The 20,638-nt window shown below is 69.9% G+C and carries 17 protein-coding genes; 2 read left to right on the top strand and 15 right to left on the bottom strand.

Annotated features, from left to right (window positions below):
* Positions 1 to 552: 552 nt before the first annotated feature.
* The 4 genes from serA to ABD808_RS09460 form a co-directional block, all read right to left on the bottom strand.
* Positions 553 to 2,142 carry a phosphoglycerate dehydrogenase gene (gene serA / locus ABD808_RS09475; protein ID WP_344893113.1) on the bottom strand — a complete coding sequence of 530 codons (1,590 nt, stop codon included), beginning with the start codon at positions 2,140 to 2,142 and terminating at the stop codon, positions 553 to 555.
* Between the two features lie 256 nt (positions 2,143 to 2,398).
* On the bottom strand, positions 2,399 to 3,037 hold the full coding sequence (locus tag ABD808_RS09470; protein WP_344893110.1) for a thymidylate synthase family protein: 639 nt from the start codon (positions 3,035 to 3,037) through the stop codon (positions 2,399 to 2,401).
* A gap of 1 nt (position 3,038) precedes the next feature.
* Positions 3,039 to 3,176, bottom strand: a complete 138-nt coding sequence (locus ABD808_RS09465; protein ID WP_344893107.1) for a hypothetical protein — start codon at positions 3,174 to 3,176, stop codon at positions 3,039 to 3,041.
* 218 nt (positions 3,177 to 3,394) lie between these two features.
* Entirely contained in the window at positions 3,395 to 4,930 is a 1,536-nt protein-coding gene (locus tag ABD808_RS09460; RefSeq protein ID WP_344893104.1) for a DUF2079 domain-containing protein, read from the bottom strand.
* 229 nt (positions 4,931 to 5,159) lie between these two features.
* On the opposite strand from ABD808_RS09460, the gene ABD808_RS09455 reads away from it, so the two are divergent.
* Positions 5,160 to 5,498 (top strand): hypothetical protein, encoded by a 339-nt coding sequence (locus ABD808_RS09455; protein WP_344893101.1) that lies wholly within the window; start codon positions 5,160 to 5,162, stop codon positions 5,496 to 5,498.
* On the opposite strand, the gene ABD808_RS09450 is transcribed toward ABD808_RS09455, so the two are convergent.
* The 6 genes from ABD808_RS09450 to ABD808_RS09425 form a co-directional block, all read right to left on the bottom strand.
* The gene (locus tag ABD808_RS09450; RefSeq protein WP_344893098.1) at positions 5,495 to 6,646 is read right to left on the bottom strand and encodes an RNA-guided endonuclease InsQ/TnpB family protein; all 1,152 of its coding nucleotides are present in this window, start codon (positions 6,644 to 6,646) and stop codon (positions 5,495 to 5,497) included. The two genes, ABD808_RS09455 and ABD808_RS09450, sit on opposite strands and share 4 nt — an antisense overlap.
* A gap of 117 nt (positions 6,647 to 6,763) precedes the next feature.
* Positions 6,764 to 7,366 (bottom strand): PadR family transcriptional regulator, encoded by a 603-nt coding sequence (locus ABD808_RS09445; RefSeq protein ID WP_344893096.1) that lies wholly within the window; start codon positions 7,364 to 7,366, stop codon positions 6,764 to 6,766.
* A gap of 132 nt (positions 7,367 to 7,498) precedes the next feature.
* Positions 7,499 to 8,482 carry a ketol-acid reductoisomerase gene (ilvC, locus tag ABD808_RS09440; protein WP_344893093.1) on the bottom strand — a complete coding sequence of 328 codons (984 nt, stop codon included), beginning with the start codon at positions 8,480 to 8,482 and terminating at the stop codon, positions 7,499 to 7,501.
* 78 nt (positions 8,483 to 8,560) lie between these two features.
* Positions 8,561 to 9,085 (bottom strand): acetolactate synthase small subunit, encoded by a 525-nt coding sequence (ilvN, locus tag ABD808_RS09435; RefSeq protein ID WP_344893090.1) that lies wholly within the window; start codon positions 9,083 to 9,085, stop codon positions 8,561 to 8,563.
* Between the two features lie 5 nt (positions 9,086 to 9,090).
* Positions 9,091 to 10,857: an acetolactate synthase large subunit gene (locus tag ABD808_RS09430; RefSeq protein ID WP_344895334.1), complete on the bottom strand. Its 1,767-nt coding sequence runs from the start codon at positions 10,855 to 10,857 to the stop codon at positions 9,091 to 9,093.
* Positions 10,858 to 11,109: 252 nt separating this feature from the next.
* A complete protein-coding gene (locus ABD808_RS09425; RefSeq protein WP_344893087.1) occupies positions 11,110 to 13,953 on the bottom strand; it encodes a putative bifunctional diguanylate cyclase/phosphodiesterase in 2,844 nt (947 codons plus the stop codon).
* A gap of 420 nt (positions 13,954 to 14,373) precedes the next feature.
* Here ABD808_RS09425 and ABD808_RS09420 point away from each other — a divergent pair, with 420 nt between their 5' ends.
* Positions 14,374 to 15,453, top strand: coding sequence for a PQQ-dependent sugar dehydrogenase (locus tag ABD808_RS09420; RefSeq protein WP_344893084.1), 1,080 nt, complete (start codon positions 14,374 to 14,376; stop codon positions 15,451 to 15,453).
* A gap of 4 nt (positions 15,454 to 15,457) precedes the next feature.
* Here the strand turns inward: ABD808_RS09420 and gatB are convergent, their stop codons facing one another.
* Genes gatB through gatC form a run of 5 tightly spaced genes read right to left on the bottom strand, consistent with a single transcriptional unit; the run spans position 15,458 to position 20,566 of the window.
* On the bottom strand, positions 15,458 to 16,936 hold the full coding sequence (gene gatB, locus ABD808_RS09415; RefSeq protein WP_344895331.1) for an Asp-tRNA(Asn)/Glu-tRNA(Gln) amidotransferase subunit GatB: 1,479 nt from the start codon (positions 16,934 to 16,936) through the stop codon (positions 15,458 to 15,460).
* 14 nt (positions 16,937 to 16,950) lie between these two features.
* Positions 16,951 to 17,550: a hypothetical protein gene (locus ABD808_RS09410; RefSeq protein ID WP_344893082.1), complete on the bottom strand. Its 600-nt coding sequence runs from the start codon at positions 17,548 to 17,550 to the stop codon at positions 16,951 to 16,953.
* A complete protein-coding gene (locus ABD808_RS09405; RefSeq protein WP_344893079.1) occupies positions 17,535 to 18,758 on the bottom strand; it encodes an AAA family ATPase in 1,224 nt (407 codons plus the stop codon). The genes ABD808_RS09410 and ABD808_RS09405 overlap by 16 nt, the downstream gene beginning before the upstream one ends.
* A 24-nt stretch (positions 18,759 to 18,782) precedes the next feature.
* The gene (gene gatA / locus ABD808_RS09400) at positions 18,783 to 20,267 is read right to left on the bottom strand and encodes an Asp-tRNA(Asn)/Glu-tRNA(Gln) amidotransferase subunit GatA (protein WP_344893077.1); all 1,485 of its coding nucleotides are present in this window, start codon (positions 20,265 to 20,267) and stop codon (positions 18,783 to 18,785) included.
* On the bottom strand, positions 20,267 to 20,566 hold the full coding sequence (gene gatC, locus ABD808_RS09395; RefSeq protein WP_344893073.1) for an Asp-tRNA(Asn)/Glu-tRNA(Gln) amidotransferase subunit GatC: 300 nt from the start codon (positions 20,564 to 20,566) through the stop codon (positions 20,267 to 20,269). Before gatC ends, gatA begins: the two co-directional genes overlap by 1 nt.
* Positions 20,567 to 20,638 lie beyond the last annotated feature (72 nt).

The raw sequence follows: 20,638 nt of genomic DNA, 5'->3' as shown, positions 1-20,638 counted from the left end.
TCGCGGGTACTAGTCGGCGCGGCGGTCCAGCGCGGTTTGCAGGGCGCGGGCCGCTTCTTCTTCGGCGTCGTCGGCAGGAGTGTTGGTCCAGGTTTCGTTCATGGGTTTGCTCCAAGTCGCTGTGCTGATGACCGCGGGGGCCGCCGGAGTGCCGTGGTTCGCACGGGTCGGCGGGAGATCGGACTCACGGCCAGGCAGAACCTCCGCAGCGGGGGCCGGCCTGCCGAAGTGTCAGGCCCCGCTGCGGCAGCGAAGGATTACTACGAAGCGCCGCATGACTACCTGCGAGATTACCCCCGGCGCGACAAAAGAGTCCGACCCGTGGCAGAAAATCTCACGATCTGAGACGGACGACGGCCTGAACCGTCACGCGAGCGCGTTACCTGGCCGTGGGAGGCGACGCCGAAGGCGAGCCTCCCACGGCCAGATCGCGAAGCGATGCAGCGCTCGCACAATCACGGTCAGGAGTGCGAGCCGCCAGGCGAGCGCTTCTGACCGTGATTGCGGAAACACAGCCGCCAGACGAGCACGATGGGCCGGGATTGAACAAATTCAGTTCTCCAGGTCTACGCGGCGGCCCATGTCGGCGCCGACCTCGGCGGAGATGGCGTCGACCAGCTGGGTCGGGATGACCGAGTCGACGGTGAGGGCGATGAGGGCCTTGCCGCCCTTGGCGGCCCGGCCGACCTGCATGCCCGCGATGTTGACCTGCTCGTCGCCGAGGAGCTTGCCGACCGCGCCGACGATGCCGGGACGGTCGACGTAGGAGAAGAACGCCATGTGCTCGGTCGGGACCAGCTCCATGTCGTAGCCGTTGATCTCGATGATCCGCTCGGCGTGCTTGGGGCCGGTGAGGGTGCCGGAGACCGACACCACGGAACCGTCGGACATGGTGCCGCGGACCTGGACGACGTTGCGCCAGTCGGGGCTGTCCTCGCTGGTGGTGAGGGTGACCTCGACGCCGCGGTCGCGGGCCAGCAGGGGCGCGTTGACGAAGGTCACCGCGTCCTCGGTGACGTCCAGGAAGACGCCCTTGAGCGCGGCCAGCTCCAGGACCTTGACGTCGTGCTCGGCGATCTCGCCGCGGACGACGACGTCGAGTCGGACGGGGACGCCGCCCGCGAGGGCGGTGAAGATGCGGCCGAGCTTCTCGGCGAGCGGGAGGCCGGGCTTGACGTCCTCGGCGACGGCGCCGCCCTGCACGTTGACCGCGTCCGGGACGAACTCGCCGGACAGGGCCAGCTTCACCGAGCGGGCGACCTGCGTGCCCGCCTTCTCCTGCGCCTCGTGGGTGCTGGCGCCGAGGTGCGGGGTCACGACGACGCTGTCGTGGTGGAACAGCGGGCTCTCGGTCATCGGCTCGGAGGTGAACACGTCGATGCCCGCCCCGGCGACCCGGCCGTCCTTGAGCGCGAGGTCGAGCGCCTCCTCGTCGACGATCCCGCCGCGGGCGGCGTTCACGATCCGGACGCTGGGCTTGACCAGGCGGAGCTCGCGGTCGCCGACGAGGCCGAGGGTCTCGGGCGTCTTCGGCAGGTGGACGGTGATGAAGTCGGACTCGCGGAGCAGCTCGTCCAGGGTGACGAGCTTCACGCCGAGCTGGGCGGCGCGGGCGGCCTGCACGTACGGGTCGAACGCGATCACGTTCATGTCGAAGGCGGCGAGGCGCTGCGCGACGAGCACGCCGATGCGGCCGAGGCCGAGGACGCCGACGGTCTTGCCCTGGAGTTCGACGCCGGTGTACTTGGACCGCTTCCACTCGCCCTGCTTGAGGGCGGAGTGGCCCTGGGGAACGTTCCTGGCGGTGGCGAGCAACAGCGCGATGGCGTGCTCGGCGGCGGTGACGATGTTGGACGTGGGCGCGTTGACGACCATGACGCCGGCCTTGGTGGCGGCCTCCACGTCCACGTTGTCGAGGCCGACGCCCGCGCGGGCGACGACCCGCAGCCTGGCGGCGTGCTGGAACACCTCGGCGGTGACCTTGGTGGCGCTACGGACGATCAGCGCGTCGACGTCGGCGACGGCGGGCAGGAGCCGCTCGCGGTCGGCGCCGTCGACGTGGCGGACCTCGTAGTCGGCCTCCAGCACGGCGATGCCGGCCGGGGAGAGTTCTTCTGCGACGAGGACGACGGGCTTACTCAAGAGGAAACAGTCCTTCGGAAAGTGGGTGTCGGTTCGGTGTGCGGGTGAAGTCGCGGGTCACCTCGTCGTGCCCTCGCCCCCGGCCGCGATTCTATCTCCCGTGCCCCCGCGCGGTTCGCGGCGGGGAGACACCGGCTCATAACTCACCTTCGTCCGATGGCGCGCCCGATGGCACGGGCCACCCGGTTCCGGGCGCGCCCGATCGCCGCGTGCCCCTCAGGCCGCGCGGCGATCAGGCGTGCCCGGTCCCGTCCGGTCAGGCCGCGTTGGGCTCCGGCACCGCGGTCAGGACGCACGCGACCCGTTCCGCGTCGGCGAGGTGGACGTGCGGGACGTCCACGAACACGCGCAGCGGACCGGGCGGCAGGCCCAGCTCGTCGGCGACCTGCACCTGCACCTCGCGGAGCGGGATGTAGGTCAGGTAGGCGCGGTGGACGTTCTGCGACCTGAACATCGCCGTCATGATCAACCGGTAGCCGCGGATGCGGAAGGACAGCGCCGTCAGGGCGGGCAGCCCCTCCGCGGGCTCGCCGGGGATCGTCAGCGGGATCCAGGCGCTGGTCGTCCACGGTCTGGCCCGGAGCAGGTCGACGACCCAGCGGATCTGGTCGTTGCCCTCCAGATCGTGCAGCCTCGGCCAGTAGCGTCCGCGGACCGTGCGGCGGGTGCGCTCCTGGGCGCGCCGCACGATCCGCGCGTGGTCGCCGTGCTCGTGGAGGATCGGGTCCTCCCAGCTCAGCGACGCGACCTCGAACAGCAACGGCGGGCCCTCGATGATGGCGTCGCCGTCTTCCAGGCCCGCCTCACCGGCGGTCCACACGTGTCGCAGGACGCCGATCCACGCCTGCCCGCACGTGTCCCAGCGCCGGACCTCCCGGTCCTCCTCCGCCGGCACGTCACGACTCCACGCCGTCATTCATTCCGTGGCCCGCCATGCGGATCACGGAATTGCGCGGCCGGGGGATTGTCGTGCCGGGGATGAATTCCACTTCGGTTCCGGCCGGTGACCCTCCGTCGTCTTTGAACTGCATCACACCACTCATGCTCTCCGCCCCTGTTGCCGCTCCGGCGGCGGTCGCACGGTGTGATCGCGCGGGGTTCCCGCGCCGGCCACGGCCGTCACGGCTTTCTTCAAGTATCAGGCAAAGAGCGCCAAAAAGACAGAGGAATTTCGCCACAAGCTGCCTTCACCGGCATTCTGACCTCTGTTGCGATGATCGGTCACTTGGACAATGCGTCCAAAGATCGATGATTATGGTCGGGGCCGGTCCCGGGACGTGCGGTGCAGCACGACATAGCCGTCCCGCCGGAAGACCTCGCGGTATCCCCCGGCGGCCAGTTCCTCGACCCGCCGCCGCTGGACGGCGACGCTCGGGAACGGGAACTCCAGCCGTCCGACATAGGCGACGACCCAGGGCGCGCCGCGCGCCCGCTCGTCCCACAGCAGGACGCGGGCGCGTGCCGTCAGCGCCGGGCCGACGCCGTTGGCGGCCTCGACGAGGGCACCGTCCGGGATCGTGGCGGCGGCGGCGGACGCCGCGCGGGCCCGTTCGTTCGGCGCCCACAGCGCGGGGTCGGCCAGGTGCCGGTACGCGAAGAACGGCACACAGACGACCATCGCGACCAGGACCGCGGCGACGGGCAGGGCCGACGGTCTGCGTTTCAGGGCGGAGACCTTGCCGCGCAGCCGGGTCGCCCCGTCCACGGCCCCGAGGATCAGGACGGCGATGATGAACGCGTTGTAGTGGTAGTGCGGCTCCCACCAGTTGCTGAAACGGCTGTTCAGCATCCGTTCGGTCAGCAGAGGCAGCGCGGTCAGGGTCAGCGGCGACGCCAACGGCAGGAGCAGCAGCGGCAGGACGACGAGCGCCATCGTCAGGACCTTCTGCGGCGGGGTGCCGAGGACGGCCACGGCGTCCCACGGATGGGTCAGCGCGTGCACCGCCGCGTGCGGCAGGTCGGGGCCGAGCGACCCGTAGGCCCAGTAGTAGTCCTTGTCGCCGCCGAACGCCGCGATCACCATGCGGGAGCACACCCAGGTCGCGACGAGGCCGACCACGATGTAGGCGAGCCCGGCCCGCCGGTCGCCCCTCGGGAGCAGTTCCCGCGGCCTGCGCGGCCATCCGTGCCCGCCACGGGTGAGCAGGTACAGGCCGAAGCCCGCGAGCAGCAGCCCCATGTCCTCCTTGACCAGCAGAAGGAGGAAGGCCGCCACGGCCGCCTGGCCGCGCCGTCCCGCGTCGTAGCGCTCCACCGTGAGTGCCGACAGCAGTGGCACGAACGCGGCCTCGTGGAAGTCGAACGCCAGGGCCTCGGCGACCGGCCACGATAGGGCGTAGGCACCGGCGGCGCAGTACGCGGCGGACGCGCCGAGCCTGCGTTCGGTGAACCGCCAGATCGGCACGATCGCGAGCGCGAGCAGCACCGCCTGCGCGAGCAACAGCGTCGCCGGACCGTCGTGAATCCAGTACAGCGGCGCCAACAGAGCGAGAATCGGGGAGAAATGGTCGCCGAGGATGGAGAAACCGGGCCCGAACCCGTTGTGGACGCCCTTGACCATGGCGACCGGCAACTCGAACCGGCTGTAGGAGCGGACCGCCTGGTCGAAGATGACCAGGTCGTAACTTCCCGTCCGGAACGCGCGCAGCCGCATCAACGAGTACGCCGCGAATAGCGCGGCGCTCAGCGTGATCATCGCCGCGAGCGCCGTCCGGCGGCGTCCGGACCGTTCCCAGCGGCCGGCCGGAACGCGTTCGGCGCGCTCCTCGTCCGCAACCGCCTCAGCCACGCGCCGGACGCTACCACCGGCAACGGCGCGTGGCTGAGCCGACGCGGCCGACGCGGCCGATCCGGGCGGAGGGACCGGCCGCGCCGCGTCCGCTACCCGACCGCGCGGCGGGTCATCGGCAGCCGGCCCGAGGTGAAGATCCCGTGGGCGACGACCTCCACCTCGGGACACCCGGTGTCACCCCCGGCGTCGCATCTCCCCCAGGCATAAGGGCAAGACCTTGAGGGTGATGACGGGCACGCCGGGCAGGTCGGCGCGGACGGCCCGGCCCATCGCGTCCGGGTTCTGTATCGGCGTGCGGATGAGGGTCGTCCCCATGGGCAGCCGCGGCCGGTACTCGACCTGGTCCTGCCGGAAGTCGCTGGCGCCCCCGAGGGCCAGCGCGGTGATCCCGGCGACGGCGGCGGTGATCGCCGCGATCGCCGGGGCGGTGCGGGCGCGGTTGCGGGATGTTGAGGTCCTGGAAGACTCGACGTGCTCCCCGGCCTGGAGGCCGGGGATTCAGCCTGTGCCACATAGTGTGGCGCGTCTGTGGCTTCCTGTTTCGCTGGGTCCCGCCCTCCGCTAGGCGGCGGGTCTTAAGGTCCCTCCGCAGGCGTTTTGTCTCTCCGCCCGTCCGGCGGCGAGAATGTTGAGCGCAGCGTTCACATCACGGTCGTGGACCGCCCCACACGCGCACGTCCATGCGCGGACGTGCAGCGGCATCGACCCAGTGACCGTCCCGCACACCGAACACCGTTTCGAGGAAGGAAACCACCGGTCCACCCTGGCGAAGACCCGCCCGTACCGGGCCGCTTTGTACTCCAGCATCGCGGTGAACTGGGCCCACCCCGCGTCGTGCACGGACTTGGCCAGTCTTGTGCGGGCCAGACCAGACACCGCCAGGTCCTCCACGTAGACCGCTTGGTTGTCGCGGATCAGCCGTGTGGACACCCGGTGGTGATGGTCCCGCCGCGCGTCCGCCACGCGAGCGTGGATCCTGGCCGCCCGCGCGGCGGCCTTGCGCCGGTTGTTCGACCCTGCGGTCTTGCGGGACAGCGCCTGCTGGGCTTTGCGGAGCTTGCGTTCGGCGCGGCGCAGGAACCCGGAACTGGTGATCTTCCGGCCGTCCGACAGCACCGCGAAGTGCGTGAGCCCCAGGTCGATCCCGACCTCGTCAGCCGTCTCCGGCAACGGCTCGTCTGCCGTCTCCACGGCGAAGGACGCGAAGTACCGTCCGGCCGCGTCCTTGATCACGGTGACCGAGGACGGGTCGGATGGCAGGTCCCGTGACCACCGCACCGGCACGTCCCCGATCCTCGGCAGGCGCGGTCTCCCGCTCGGCGTGACCCTGAAGCGGGCGTTGCGGGTGAACCGGACCGCCTGCCGCCGATCCTTACGCGACCGGAACCGGGGCGCGGCGACCTTACGTCCCTTGCGCTCGCCCGACAGCGACGCGAACCAGTTGCGGTACGCGGCGGTCAGGTCCGCCAATGCCTGCTGCGAGACGACGGCCGACACCTCCGCGAGCCACGCCCGTTCGCTGGTCTTCTTCGCCTCCGTGATCACCAGCTTCGACAACTCCCCATCCGACAGGAACGGCAACCCAGCCTCGTACGCCTGACGGCGGGCGCGCAGGGCGTCGTTGAACACCACCCGCGCACACCCGAACGCCCGCGCCAACGACCGCTGCTGATCGGGGGTCGGGTAGAGACGGAACTGGTACCGGAGCCGCACACCCGCGACCCTACCAACAGTCAACAATCGGTTACGGACAATCACCGAATCGTCTGCCCTGAACCGAGTAGGTGCCGCCGCCGTGGTCGCGGGAGACGTCGCGGAGCGCGAGCAGGCTCATCGCCGCGCCTCCCCGTCGGCCCGCGCCGGGTGGGGCGCGGAGGCGGGTGGCGGGGGAACGGGCGGTGAGCCCGGTTCGGCCCGCGCGACGAACGACTCGCAGTGGTCCAGCCAGCGCACCTCGGCCTCGGCCTGGAAGATCATGGACTCCAGCACGAGTCGCCACGCGAGGTCCTCGGGACCGTCCGGCGCGGCGGGCGCGTCGGCCTTGAGCCGGGTGAGGTCCTGGAGGGCGCGCAGCGTGGCGGCGCGCTGGGCCTGGACAACGCCCGCGACGTCCACGCCCGGTGTGGTGACGGCCAACGCCAGCTTGATCGCGAGCTCGTCGCGGGGCCGGTCGGTGCGCGCGATCGGCGTGCCGAACCAGCGAAGGACGTCCGCCTCCCCCGCCGGGGTGATCCGGTAGACGAAGCGGCCCTCGTCGTCGGCGCCGACGCGGGTGACGAGGTCGTCGCGTTCGAGCCGGGACAGCGTGGAGTACACCTGCCCGATGTTGAGCGGCCAGGTGGCGCCCGTCGACGCCTCGAACTCGGCGCGAAGCTGGTAGCCGTAGCGCGGCCCCTGTGACAGCAGGGCGAGCAGGCCATGACGAATCGACATGCCTACCAAGTATGCATACCGAGCATGCTCCAGGCAATACCGCGTATGCACCAACGAGGAACGGCGTGCCGCCCCAGAGGGACGACACGCCGCGTGACCTCGGAGTCCGGGAATCGCCCCGGACGGAAGGGATCAGTCGTTGAGCCAGCTCATCATGGGCCGAAGCTCCGCACCGGTCTTCTCGATCGGGTGCTCGGCGAGCTCCTCGCGGTACTTGCCGAACTGCTTCTGACCGCCCTCGAACTCGTCCACGAGTTCCTTGGCGTACTGCCCGGACTGGATCTCGCCGAGGATCTTCTTCATCGCGGCCTTGGTCTCCGGCGTGATCACGCGCGGGCCGCGGCTGTAGCCGCCGTACTCGGCGTTGTCCGACACCGACCAGTACATCTTGGAGATGCCGCCCTCGTAGATCAGGTCGATGATCAGCTTCAGCTCGTGCAGCACCTCGAAGTAGGCGACCTCCGGCTGGTAGCCCGCCTCGGTCAGCACCTCGAACCCCGTCTTGATCAGCTCGGAGACGCCGCCGCACAGCACCGTCTGCTCGCCGAACAGGTCGGTCTCGGTCTCCTCGGTGAACGTGGTCCTGATCCCGCCCGCGCGCAGGCCGCCGATGGCCTTGGCGTACGACAGGGCCAGTGGCCAGGCGTTGCCGGACGGGTCCTTCTCCACGGCCACGATCACCGGCACGCCGCGTCCGGCGACGAACTGGCGGCGGACGAGGTGACCCGGGCCCTTCGGCGCGACCATCGCCACGTCCACGCCCTCCGGCGGCTGGACGAGCCCGTACCGGATGCTGAACCCGTGACCGAAGAACAGCGCGTCGCCCTCGACGAGCGCGGGCCGGATGTCCTTCTCGAAGATCTCCCGGTGGTGGTGGTCCGGGGCCAGCAGCATGATCAGGTCGGCCTCCTCGGCCGCCTCCGCCGGGGTGACGACGCGCAGCCCCTCGGCCTCGGCGGCCTCCCGGCTCGCCGATCCCTCGCGGAGCCCGACCCGCATGTCGACGCCGGAGTCGCGCAGGGAGAGCGCGTGCGCGTGCCCCTGGCTGCCGTAACCGATGATCGCCACGTGCCGGTCCTGGATCACGCTCAGGTCGGCGGCGTCGTCGTAGAACATCTCAGCCACAGTGCTGTTGCCTTTCGTTGGTTTCTGTGGGTTTGCCCGGGGGGCCGCGGGGGTCGTTCCCCGCACCGGCTACGCGCTGCGCTCGATGGCGCGCAGCGACCGGTCGGTGATGGACCGGGCGCCGCGGCCGATGGCCACCATGCCCGACTGCACCAGTTCCTTGATGCCGAACGGCTCCAGGACCTTGATGAAGGCGTCCAGCTTGTCGCGGTTGCCGGTGGCCTCGATGGTCACCGCGTCCGGCGCGACGTCCACGACCTTCGCGCGGAACAGCTGGACGATCTCCAGCACCTGCGAGCGCGTCTCGGCGTCGGCGCGCACCTTGACCAGCACGAGCTCGCGCTGCACGGACGCCGAATGATCCAGCTCGACGATCTTCAGGACGTTGATCAGCTTGTTGAGCTGCTTGGTGACCTGTTCGAGCGGCAGTTCCTCGACGTTCACGACGATCGTCATCCGGGAGATCTCCGGATGCTCGGTGACGCCGACCGCGAGGGACTCGATGTTGAAGCCGCGCCGGGAGAACAGCGCCGCGACCCGTGCCAGTATGCCGGGCTTGTTCTCCACCAGCACCGACAGTGTGTGCAGGCTCATCGGGGTCAGTCTCCGTTCTCCCACTCGGGCGCCATGTCCCGCGCGATCTTGATGTCGTCGTTGGTGGTGCCGGCCGCGACCATCGGCCAGACCATGGCGTCCTCGTGCACGACGAAGTCGATCACGACGGGCGCGTCGTTGATCTCCATGGCCTTGGCGATGACGTCGTCCACGTCAGCGGCGTTCTCGCAGCGCAGGCCGACACAACCGTACGCCTCGGCGAGCTTCACGAAGTCGGGGATCCGCTTGGCCGCGTGCCCGGCCTGGGGCTGGAGCTGCGTGTTGGAGTAGCGCGCGTTGTAGAACAGCGTCTGCCACTGCCGGACCATCCCCAGGTTGCCGTTGTTGATCACGGCGATCTTGACGGGAATGCCCTCGATCGCGCAGGTCGCGAGCTCCTGGTTGGTCATCTGGAAGCAGCCGTCGCCGTCGATCGCCCACACCGTGGTGCCGGGCGCGCCGACCTTGGCGCCCATCGCCGCCGGGACGGCGTAGCCCATCGTCCCGGCCCCGCCGGAGTTCAGGAACGCGCCGGGCCGCTCGTACTTGACGAACTGCGCGGCCCACATCTGGTGCTGGCCGACGCCCGCGACGTAGTAGGCGTCCGGACCGGCGATCTGCCCGATGCGCTCGATGACGTACTGCGGCGACAACGAACCGTCGTCGGGCGTGTCGTAGCCCAGCGGATACGTGTCGCGCCACGCGTCGAGCTGCCGCCACCAGTCGGTGTAGTCGCCCTTGTGTCCCGCCGCGTGCTCGTTCTGCACCGCGACGATCAGGTCGGCGATGACCTCACGGGCGTCCCCGACGATCGGGACGTCGGCGTGCCGGTTCTTGGAGATCTCCGCCGGGTCGATGTCGGCGTGCACGACCTTGGCGCGGGGCGCGAACCCGTCCAGCTTGCCGGTGACGCGGTCGTCGAACCGGGCGCCGAGCGCGACCAGCAGGTCGGACCGCTGCAACGCGCCGACCGCGCCGACCGCGCCGTGCATGCCGGGCATGCCCATGTGCAGCGGGTGGCTGTCGGGCAGCGCCCCCTTCGCCATCAGCGTCGTGACGACGGGCGCCCCGGTCAGCTCCGCCAGCACCTTCAGCTCCGCGGCCGCGCCCGCCTTCAGCACGCCGCCGCCGACGTACAGGACGGGCCGGTCGGCCTGGACGATCAGCCGCGCCGCCTCCCTGACCTGCTTGGAGTGCGGGCGGGTCACGGGCCGGTATCCGGGAAGCTGGAGCTGGACGGGCCACTCGAAGTCGACGGTGGCCTGGAACGCGTCCTTGGCGATGTCGACGAGGACCGGCCCCGGACGGCCGGTGCCCGCGATGTGGAACGCCTCGGCGATCGTCCGCGCGATGTCGTTGGCCTGGGTGATCAGGAAGTTGTGCTTGGTGATGGGCATCGTGATGCCCGCGATGTCGGCCTCCTGGAACCCGTCGGTCCCGATCAGCGAGGACGCGACCTGCCCGGTGATCGCCACGATCGGCACCGAGTCCATGTAGGCGTCGGAGATCGCGGTGACGAGGTTGGTCGCGCCGGGGCCGCTGGTCGCCATGCAGACGCCCACCTTGCCGGTCACCATCGCGTAGCCCTGGGCGGCGTGCCCCGCGCCCTGTTCGTGCCGGACGAGGATGTGCCGCAGCTTCGCCGAGTCGAAGAGCGGATCGTACGCCGGGAGGATCGCGCCGCCCGGAATGCCGAACACGGTATCGACGCCGACGTTCTCCAGCGCGCGGACCAGCGCCTGGGCTCCCGTCATCTGTTCGGTCGTCATGATGTGCGTTTCCTTGTGGGGAGAGATCTATGAGGAGGCTCGCCGGGCAACAAAAAACCCCCGCCGCCGTGAGGCGATCGAGGGGAGGCGCGCAGGTCGGAGAGCTTGGTCAGCCTGCGCGCCGACCAAGTACTACGAGAATGGCAAGGATGCTCTGCACGAGCCCCACTTTCGCCGATGTCGGGCCGCCGGTCAAATCCTTGGACACTTTGTCCCAGCATGTGAGACAGTGACGGCCGTGGCGGCGGCGGCCGGTCAGCCCGGGAGTGGCAGCGGGACGTCGCCGGACAGCGTGCGCCCCTTCAGGTTCGTGCGGACCAGCGACTCGACCCGCTCCGCCTCCATCGGACGCGCCACGAGGAACCCCTGGCCACGCGGGCAGCCCATCTCCCGCAGCAACTGGAGCTGCTCGGGCCGCTCGATGCCCTCGGCCACCACGGTCAGCCCGAGGTCGCTGCCGAGCCGCACGATCGTCCGGGTGAGCAGGGTCAGCGTCTCGTCCGAGCCGAGACCCGCCACGAACGACGGGTCGATCTTGATGATGTCGACGGGGAGCTGCCCCAGGTAGGCGAGCGAGGCGTAGCCGGTGCCGAAGTCGTCGATCGCGAGCCGGACGCCGAGGTCGCGCAGCTCCACCAGGCGCTCCACGTTCTGGCCCGCGTCCTCGACGAGGACCTCCTCGCGCACCTCCAGCGTCAGCGCGTGCGGCGGCAGCCCCGTCTCCTCCAGCGCCGCCGCGACCGACTCCACGAACCGGGGCGCGGCGATCTGCCGGGCGGTGAAGTTCACCGACAGGCCCACCGCCCACGAGTCGCCGCGCCACCGGGCGACCTCCCGGCACGCCTCCCGCAGCACCCAGCCGCCGAGCGGGATCATCAGCCCCGACTCCTCGGCCGGGCCGATGAACTCCTCCGGCGGCACCGACTCGGTGCCGCGCCGCCAGCGCAGCAGCGCCTCCACGCCCGTCACGCGGGACGTCGCGAGGTCGACCACCGGCTGGAACTCGATCGCGAACTGCTCCTCCGCCATCGCGCGTTGCAGGTCGCTGCCGAGTTCGAGCCGCCGGACGACGTCGGCGTGCATGTGCGGCGCGTACACCTCGACGCGGCCGCCGCCCAGCTCCTTCGCGCGGGCCATCGCCAGGTCGCCGTTGCGCATCAGGTCGGCGGCGGTCTGCCGGAGCCTGCGTCCCGCCTCGGGGCCCGCGCCGTCCGGCCGCTCCTCGTCGCCCGCGAACGCGATCCCGACACTCGCCGTCAACACGATCTGTTTGTCACCGACCTGATAAGGGTCGGCCGAAAGCACCCGCAGCAGGCGACCGGCGAGCTCGACTGTGGCGCGAGTCTCACGGTCGTCCGGCGGGATCTGGACGAGGACGGCGAACTCGTCGCCGCCCCACCGCGCCACCGTGTCGTCGGCCTGGACGTTCCCGCGCAGCCGCCGCGCCGCCTGCGCCAGCACCTGGTCACCGGCCGCGTGTCCGGACGAGTCGTTCACCGCCGTGAAGCCGTCGAGATCGACGAACACGACCGCGACCTCACCGGCGGACGGGTGCCGCGACAGCACCTCCCTGGTGCGTTCCTCGAAGTAGGACCGGTTCGGCAGGCCCGTCAGGCCGTCATGGAACGTCAGGTGCGCGACCTGCCGTTGCAACGCCGCCTGTTCGCTCAGGTCCCGCGTGGTGATCAGCAGGCGGGCCGAGGCGTCGTCCGAGCCGCTGTACCGGGAGATCGTGGACTCGGTCGGCAGCCAGGTGCCGTCCGCCGCCCGGACCCGGCACGACACGCGCAGGGCGTCCTGGAAGCCGTCCAGGCCCGCCTGGTCGTCGTCGAGGAACCCGGTGAAGACGTCCTGGACGCGCGGCAGGTCCTCCGGGTGGATGAGGTCGCCCAGCGGACGCCCGAGCAGCTCGTCCGGCGTGTAGTGGTAGGTGTGCAGGGCCCCGGCGCTGGCGTACTGGACTGTGGCGTCGAGGTCACAGATAAGGACCGCGTCATTAATGCTCTCGGTCAGGGCCCGGAAGTGCTCCTCGCCCGTCCGTACCGCGCGGCGCAGCGCGTCGTTCTCCCGCAGCAGGCCCGCGAGCCGCGCGATCAGCACCAGCGCCGCCGAGCCCGCCGTGATCGAGATGGCGGGTTCGAGGCCGTTCTCCCCCGTCACCGAGTGGCCCGCGATGAACATTCCGGCCGCGGCGGCGACCGCGGCGGGCGCGAGGCCCGGCCCGATCATGCGGCCGCACGGCTCGTCGGCCGCGTCGGGGGCGGTCTCGTCCTCGGGGATGTCGTCGACGGGCTGTTCGGGCTCGGCGGCCGGGCCCGTCCACGGCACCAGCAGCAGGAGCAGCAGCCCGGCGAGCCGCAGGATGTCGGACGGGTCGTCGGCCGGGCCGCCGCCGTCCAGCCGCACGAACGTCGCGACGATGTCGGCGACCGCGACGGCACTCAGCGCGCCGTAGCCCATCCACGCGAGGCGGCGGTGCCCACGCGCCGCGCCGAGGACGAACGGCAGCGCCCCGCAGATGAACACGATGTCGATCAGCGGATACAGCAGCTCAAGCAGGAACTCGTACGGCGACTCGCCCGACCGGTGGTAGAGCGCGCCGAACAACGCGACCCAGCCGAGCACGAAGAACGCGCTGGCGCAGACGTAGGTGTCGGCGGCGTACCGCAGCCACGCGCCCGCGTCGCGGGGCAGCCGGATCGGCGCGACCAGGCCGACGACCAGCGCCATCAGCGCGAACAGGTAGAAGACGTCGGGGACCGAGAGGGACAGCGCGCTGCGGGAGTGCCCGTCCGTCAGGGCGCTGCCGAGGGCGCCCAGGAACCAGGACGCGGCGGCGATCCCGTACCACCGCCATGACGCGCGCCAGACGCGGGTGGGCCTCGGGTCGTGGCCCGTGTCGGCGACGCCGTCCGGCAACCGGGCCGACAGCAGCAGGGACACCGCGGCGGCGCCCGCGGCGCCCACCTCCGCCCACGCGATGAAGGCGCGCCCGCCCCAGCCCAGCAACGAACCGGTGGCGTACAGCACGCCGACGACCGCGGCCATGGCGACCGGCAGCACGCGCGGCGGCACCCGCCTGGCGTTCTCGCCGCTCATCGCGCCGTGTCCCTTCCTGCCCCGGTGGAGCGCTCGGTCCCTGCATGCGCGGCCACGCGCCAGGGGAGATGACGGGTTCACGACCCTCACCGCACGGATAACGGTCGGAAGGCCCTGAATGGTGCCCCGCGCAGGGTCCGCGCGAAGCGGGGCGAATCACAGGGAGATTCGCCCGTTGGGAGCTCAGCTACGTTGCTGCGGTACGGGATCACCGTGACGCTCAATGTACGTTCGGTAGGTCACGGAGCGATTGAGGCTGAGCGTCCTCCCGGCGACAAACGACCTCGTCGAATACCGGTTTGGGTCGTCCGAAAGCGGATTCTCCCCGTTGCGCCACCTGCCCGGCATTACGCTGAGTGACCGCATCCGGGGGCGGGAACGGCGGGCCCCGCGGATCCGTATGATCAACCGGAGGCGCTCATGCGAAAGCACACCATCGTCCTCGCCGCGGTCGCGGTGCTCCTGGCGGCCTGCTCGTCGGACTCGTCCGACGGCGAGGGGCGCACACCGCCGCCGCCGACCACGACGTCCAAGTCGCAGGCCCCTGGTGAGACGAAGAACATAGCCACCGGGTTGAAGGTTCCCTGGGCGATCGCGTTCCTGCCCGGCGGGGACGCGCTCGTGACCGAACGGGACACCGCCCAACTGGTGCGCGTCAAACCGTCCGGGGAGTGGGAGCAGGTCGGCACGGTGCCGGGCGTCAAACCCGACGGTGAGGCCGGGCTGCTCGGCGTCGCCGTCTCCCCCGCCTACGCCACCGACCACCTCATCTACCTGTACTTTTCGACCGCGACGGACAACCGTGTCGTCCGCGCCACGTTCGACGGGCGTCTCGGCACGCCGCAGCCCATCGTCACCGGCATCCCGAACGGCCCGAACCACAACGGCGGACGCCTGGCGTTCGGCCCCGACAAGATGCTGTACATCACGACCGGCGAATCCGGAAACGGGAACCTTTCGCAGGACAAGAAGTCGCTCGGCGGCAAGATCCTGCGTGCCACGCCCGACGGGAAACCCGCCCCCGGCAACCCGTTCGGCACCCTCGTCTGGACGTACGGGCACCGCAACGTACAGGGCCTCGCCTGGGACGACAAGGGCCGCCTGTTCGCCACCGAGTTCGGCCAGAACACCTACGACGAGATCAACCTCATCGAGAAGGGCAAGAACTACGGCTGGCCCGAGGTCGAGGGCGTCGAGCACCGCGAAGGGTTCACCGACCCGCTGCTGACCTGGTCGACCGACGAGGCGTCCCCGTCCGGCCTCGCCTACGCGAACGGCTCCCTGTGGGCCGCCGCCCTCGCCGGGCGACGGCTCTGGCAGATCCCCCTCGACAACGGCGAGGTCGGCCGCCCCGTCGCGCGTCTCACCTCCGGCTACGGCCGCCTGCGCGCCGTCGTCCCCGCGCCCGACGGCACCCTCTGGATCAGCACCAGCAACCAGGACGGCCGCGGCGAACCCGCCAAGGGCGACGACCGGATCGTCAGCCTCCCCGTCCGCTGACCCGTCAGGTCAACTTCTCCAGGATCAGCTCGCGCGCCCGCCCCGCGTCGGCCTGCCCCCGCGTCGCCTTCATGACGGCGCCGACCAGGGCACCCGCCGCCGCGACCTTCCCGGCACGGACCTTGTCGGCCACACCCGCGTTCTCGGCGATCACCTGGTCGACAACGGACGCGAGTTCGCCCTCGTCGCTGACGACCTTCAGGCCCCGCTTGGCGACGACCTCGTCCGGCGTGCCCTCCCCCGCGAGGACGCCCTCGAACACCGAGCGGGCCAGCTTGTCGTTCAGCTCCCCCGCGGTGATCATCGCCTGGACGCGGGCGACCTGCTCGGGCGTGACGGGCAGCTCCGCCAGCTCCACACCCTGCTCGGTCGCGTGCCGCGACAGCTGGTTCATCCACCACTTCCGGGCGGACGTCGCGTCGGTGCCGTGCGCGATCGTCGCCTCGATGAGATCGACGGCACCGGCGTTGACGACGTCCCGCAGCTCCAGATCGGACAGCCCCCACTCCCCCTGGATGCGGCGACGACGCGCGGCCGGAAGCTCCGGCAGCGACGCGCGCACCTCGTCCACCCACTCCCGCGACGGCGCCATCGGCACCAGGTCGGGCTCGGGGAAGTACCGGTAGTCCTGCGCCTCTTCCTTGCTGCGCCCGCTCGTCGTCCTGCCGGTTTCCTCGTGGAAGTGCCGCGTCTCCTGGACGATACGGCCACCGTCCGACAGCACACCCGCCTGCCGCTCGATCTCCGACCGGACGGCCCGCTCCACGGACCGCAGCGAGTTGACGTTCTTCGTCTCCGTCCGCGTCCCCCACTCGCTCGCACCACGCGGCATCAGCGAGACGTTCACGTCACAGCGCATCGACCCCTGCTCCATGCGCACATCGGACACGTCCAGCGACCGCACCAACTCCCGCAACTCCGTCGCGTAAGCACGAGCCACGAACGGCGCCTTGTCCCCCGTCGCGACAATCGGCCGGGTCACGATCTCAACCAGCGGAATACCCGCCCGGTTGTAGTCGACCAGCGAGTACTCGGCCCCATGAATACGCCCGGTAGCGCCCCCAACGTGCAGCGACTTACCGGTGTCCTCCTCCATGTGAACCCGCTCGATCTCGACCCGATAGGTCTCCCCATCGACATCAACATCGAGATACCCGTCCACGCACAACGGCTCGTCGTACTGCGAGATCTGGAAGTTCTTCGGCATGTCCGGATAGAAGTAGTTCTTCCGAGCGAACCGACACCACTCCACGATGTCGCAGTTCAACGCGAGCCCGATCTTCACGATCCCCTCGATCGCCGCCCGGTTGGTCACCGGCAACGACCCGGGCAACCCCAAACACACAGGACAAACCTGAGTGTTCGGCTCAGCCCCGAACCCGGTCGGACACCCGCAGAACATCTTCGACGCGGTCCCCAACTCGATATGCGTCTCGATCCCCAACACCGGCTCAAACCGCGCCAGCGCCTCGTCGTACGCCATCACCGTCTCGACACTCACAGGTAATGCAGTCCTTTCAACGCGTCCGCCGTCCTGTCGTACCACCGCTTGTAGGCGGGGACGGTCTTCAGAACGTCCAGGCTGATGTCTTGTCCGAGCAACTCGAAGTAGTCAGCGGGCCTGTCCACCCCAGCCGGGCCCATGACCTTCTTCAGAAGCGCTTTCGGATCCTGTTCCTTCTCAACGTCATCCGGCAGGATGCCGATCTCGGCGCCCCGCACGCGGCGAAAAGCCTCCGCGTCGGCAAGCAACCAGGCCTCGGTCTCCCGTTTGGGGACGAGAACCACGGCGTGGTGCGGATTCTGCCCGATGTCGGCGGCCATCTCTTCCGCCTCATGAACCTCATGATGATCCGCGTGGACGAAAACGAGCTGGCATTGGCGGGCGAGCCTCGCGGCCGCCTCCCGGAATCTCTGCTTACCGTGCTTCTTCACGCAGACGGACCTGCGCGAGGGGAACACGTCGCAGTCGGCCGACGGGTTGGCGAGCAGGATCTCGTTGAGCTGCCGATCGATGACCGGAAGGAGGAAGTCGCAGTCGCTGTCACCCTCGGCGATCAAGCCTGGGCGTAGCGGTCGGCTCATGGCTCGCTCCACTCCACCACCGACAAGAACTCCTCCACGTCCCACGGACTCGTGAAGGTGCCAGGCTCCCCGTTCTCAGCCACCGGGAGCGCCCTCGTGACCTTCGATCGTCGTTGCCGTGCTCCCTCTACGTGCGTCACCGACTCGGTGAACACCAGGCCCTCTGCTTGCTCGGGCCAAAGCGCAGAGACCAGCGCGGGTGAGTGAGTAGTCAGCAAAACCTGGTGCGGCGATCGGAGAGATTCGTCCGCTCGAAAGTCCGGCAAGTCTCGGGTCAGGCGCCGCACCAGTTCCGCCACGCGACTCGGATGCAGGCCGTTCTCGACCTCCTCGATCGCCAGCGTTCCCATCTGTAGCGGATCGTGACGGGCCGCCAGCAAGCCCATGGCACGCAGCGTTCCATCCGAGAGCAGGCGGGGTTGGACCAACCCGGAACTCGCGAAGACGACATCGAAGTCGTACTCCTGGCGCCGCTCATCGAACAGCGGCTTGATCTCAGTCGCGCCTGGAATCACAGCCGCGAGATCGGCCTCGACCCGCCACAGCTCGTCCCACTCTCCTAGCCGGTGGAGGACCGCCGCAAGATTCCGCCCATCCGTCTCCAGCGGCAGCATGTCCGGACCTTCCGCCGGGCGCCGCATGTGCTTGGGCTCCAGGCTGAACGGGTGCCACCATCGCACTTCCAGAAGCAAATGTCGCCAGAACTGGCCCATACGCGGAAGTCCGTCTCCCGGCACCATCTGGATGAACGCCGGTTCACCGTACCGCTCGAGCGTGCGGCGCCCTTCCCTTAGTTCTCCAGCGGAGTTGACGGACACGCCACGTCGTTCCAGCCATGACAGCTCCTCAGGTGTGCTCACCCACGCGACCGATTCGCTGACTTCCGGCACTCCTGCGTTCTTCCTCAGGACCACGCGGGAACGAATGGGCACCGGCCCGAAACCTTGGACCCCTCCTATGATCATGTCGACAGTGATGGTGACGGTATTGACGGAGTCTCCATCGGCGAAGCGGTGGAACAAATCTGCGGCGCCCCCGCGGTCCTGGGCGATCAAGCCACGCTCGGGGCCGAACATCATGATGTTCGCGACGAGTTTGATGGCGTCGAGGAGGTTGGATTTGCCGCTGGCGTTGGGGCCGACCAGGGCCAGGAACGGCGGGACGTCGAGCTGGAAGTCCAGGAAGGACTTGAAGCCGTCTATCTCGATGCGGGTGATCACTGACGTTCCGCCGTTCCTGGTCGGCTAGAGGGCCGGGGCCTGGGACAGGAGGGGGGCGCCCCAGCGGTCTTCGAGGGCGCGTTCGACGGCGGCGCCCACGCGGTAGACGCGGTCGTCGCCGAGGACGGGGGCCATGATCTGGAAGCCGACCGGGAGGCCGTCGGAGAGGCCGCAGGGGACGGAGATCGCGGCGTTGCCCGTCATGTTGGCCGGGATCGTGCACAGGTCGGCCAGGTACATCGCGATCGGGTCGTCGGCGCGTTCGCCGATCGGGAAGGCGGTGGTCGGGGTGGTGGGCGAGACGAGGACGTCGACCTGTTCGAAGGCGGCCTCGAAGTCGCGCTTGATGAGGGTGCGGACCTGCTGGGCCTTGCCGTAGTAGGCGTCATAGTAGCCCGAGGAGAGCGCGTACGTGCCCAGCATGATGCGGCGTTTGACCTCGGGGCCGAAGCCCTCGGCGCGGGTCAGTGCCATGACCTCCTCGGCGCTGCGGGTGCCGTCGTCGCCGACGCGCAGGCCGTAGCGCATCGCGTCGAAGCGGGCCAGGTTGGACGAGCACTCCGACGGCGCCACCAGGTAGTAGGCGGGCAGCGCGTAGGTGAAGTGCGGGCAGGAGACCTCGATGACCTTCGCGCCGAGGGATTCGAGGAGGTCGACCGTTTCGGTGAAGCGGGCGGAGACGCCTGACTCGTAGCCGTCGCCCGCGAACTCCTTGACCACACCGATGCGCATTCCGTTGACGTCGGCGCGGCGGGCGGCGTCCACGACCGGGGGGACGGGCTCGTTGATCGAGGTGGAGTCCATCGGGTCGTGGCCGCTGAACGTCTCGTGCAGGAGGGCCGCGTCCAGGACGGTGCGGGCGAACGGGCCCGGCGTGTCGAGGGACGAGGCGAACGCGATCACGCCGTAGCGGGACGAGCCGCCGTAGGTGGGCTTCATCCCGACGATGCCGGTGACGGACGCGGGCTGCCGGATCGAGCCGCCGGTGTCGGTGCCGGTGGACAGGGGCGCCTCGTAGGCGGCGACGGCGGCGGACGAGCCGCCGGACGAGCCGCCGGGGACGCGGCCCAGGTCCCACGGGTTATGGGAGGTGCCGTAGGCGCTGTTCTCCGTGGACGACCCCATGGCGAACTCGTCCATGTTGGTCTTGCCCAGGATGACCAGGCCCGCCTCGCGGAGCCGGGCCGTCACGGTCGCGTCGTACGGCGGCCGCCACCCCTCAAGGATCTTCGATCCGGCGGTGGTGGGCATGTCCTTGGTGGTGAACACGTCCTTGTGCGCGACGGGGACGCCTGCCAACGGGCCGAGTGCCTCGCCCGCGGCGCGGCGTTCGTCCACCCGGCGGGCCTGCGCGAGGGTCGTGTCGCCGTCGACGTGCAGGAAGGCGTTCACGCGGTCGTCGACGGCGGCGATGCGGTCGAGGTGCGCCTGCGCGACCTCGACGGCGGAGACGTCGCCGGAGGCGAGCATTTTCCCGAGTTCCGCGGCGGTCTTGCCGACCAGTTCCATCACGCCTCCTCGTCCAGGATCCGCGGGACGCGGAAGCGCTGCTCCTCGGCGGCGGGCGCGCCGGCGAGGGCCTGTTCGGGCGACAGGCACGGGCGGATCTCGTCCGTCCGGTACACGTTGGTCAGCGGTAGGGCGTGCGAGGTGGGCGGGATGTCCTCCGCCGCGACCTCCTGCACCCGCGCGACCGCGGAGATGATCTGGTCGAGCTGGGCCGCGAGATGGTCGAGCTCGTCGTCGCGCAGCGCCAGCCGGGAAAGCCGGGCGAGGTGCGACACCTCGTCACGGGTGATGGCGGACATGAGAGAAACCGTTCCTGCGATGTCTGTGGGTTCACGGGCCATCCTATGGGCCACGCTCGCCTCCACCCGACC

The sequence above is a fragment of the Actinomadura meridiana genome (assembly GCF_039537545.1).
Taxonomy (GTDB): Bacteria; Actinomycetota; Actinomycetes; order Streptosporangiales; family Streptosporangiaceae; genus Spirillospora; species Spirillospora meridiana.
This window is presented reverse-complemented; position numbering and strand designations above follow the sequence as displayed.

What these genes read in the sequence shown, in the direction of transcription:
- ABD808_RS09455 (WP_344893101.1), top strand. Translation starts at nt 5,160, where the DNA reads ATGACGGGCACGCCGGGCAGGTCGGCGCGGACGGCCCGGCCCATCGCG.
- ABD808_RS09445 (WP_344893096.1), bottom strand. Translation starts at nt 7,366, where the DNA reads ATGTCGATTCGTCATGGCCTGCTCGCCCTGCTGTCACAGGGGCCGCGC.
- ilvC (WP_344893093.1), bottom strand. Translation starts at nt 8,482, where the DNA reads ATGTTCTACGACGACGCCGCCGACCTGAGCGTGATCCAGGACCGGCAC.
- ilvN (WP_344893090.1), bottom strand. Translation starts at nt 9,085, where the DNA reads ATGAGCCTGCACACACTGTCGGTGCTGGTGGAGAACAAGCCCGGCATA.
- ABD808_RS09425 (WP_344893087.1), bottom strand. Translation starts at nt 13,953, where the DNA reads ATGAGCGGCGAGAACGCCAGGCGGGTGCCGCCGCGCGTGCTGCCGGTC.
- ABD808_RS09420 (WP_344893084.1), top strand. Translation starts at nt 14,374, where the DNA reads ATGCGAAAGCACACCATCGTCCTCGCCGCGGTCGCGGTGCTCCTGGCG.
- gatB (WP_344895331.1), bottom strand. Translation starts at nt 16,936, where the DNA reads ATGGCGTACGACGAGGCGCTGGCGCGGTTTGAGCCGGTGTTGGGGATC.
- gatA (WP_344893077.1), bottom strand. Translation starts at nt 20,267, where the DNA reads ATGGAACTGGTCGGCAAGACCGCCGCGGAACTCGGGAAAATGCTCGCC.
- gatC (WP_344893073.1), bottom strand. Translation starts at nt 20,566, where the DNA reads ATGTCCGCCATCACCCGTGACGAGGTGTCGCACCTCGCCCGGCTTTCC.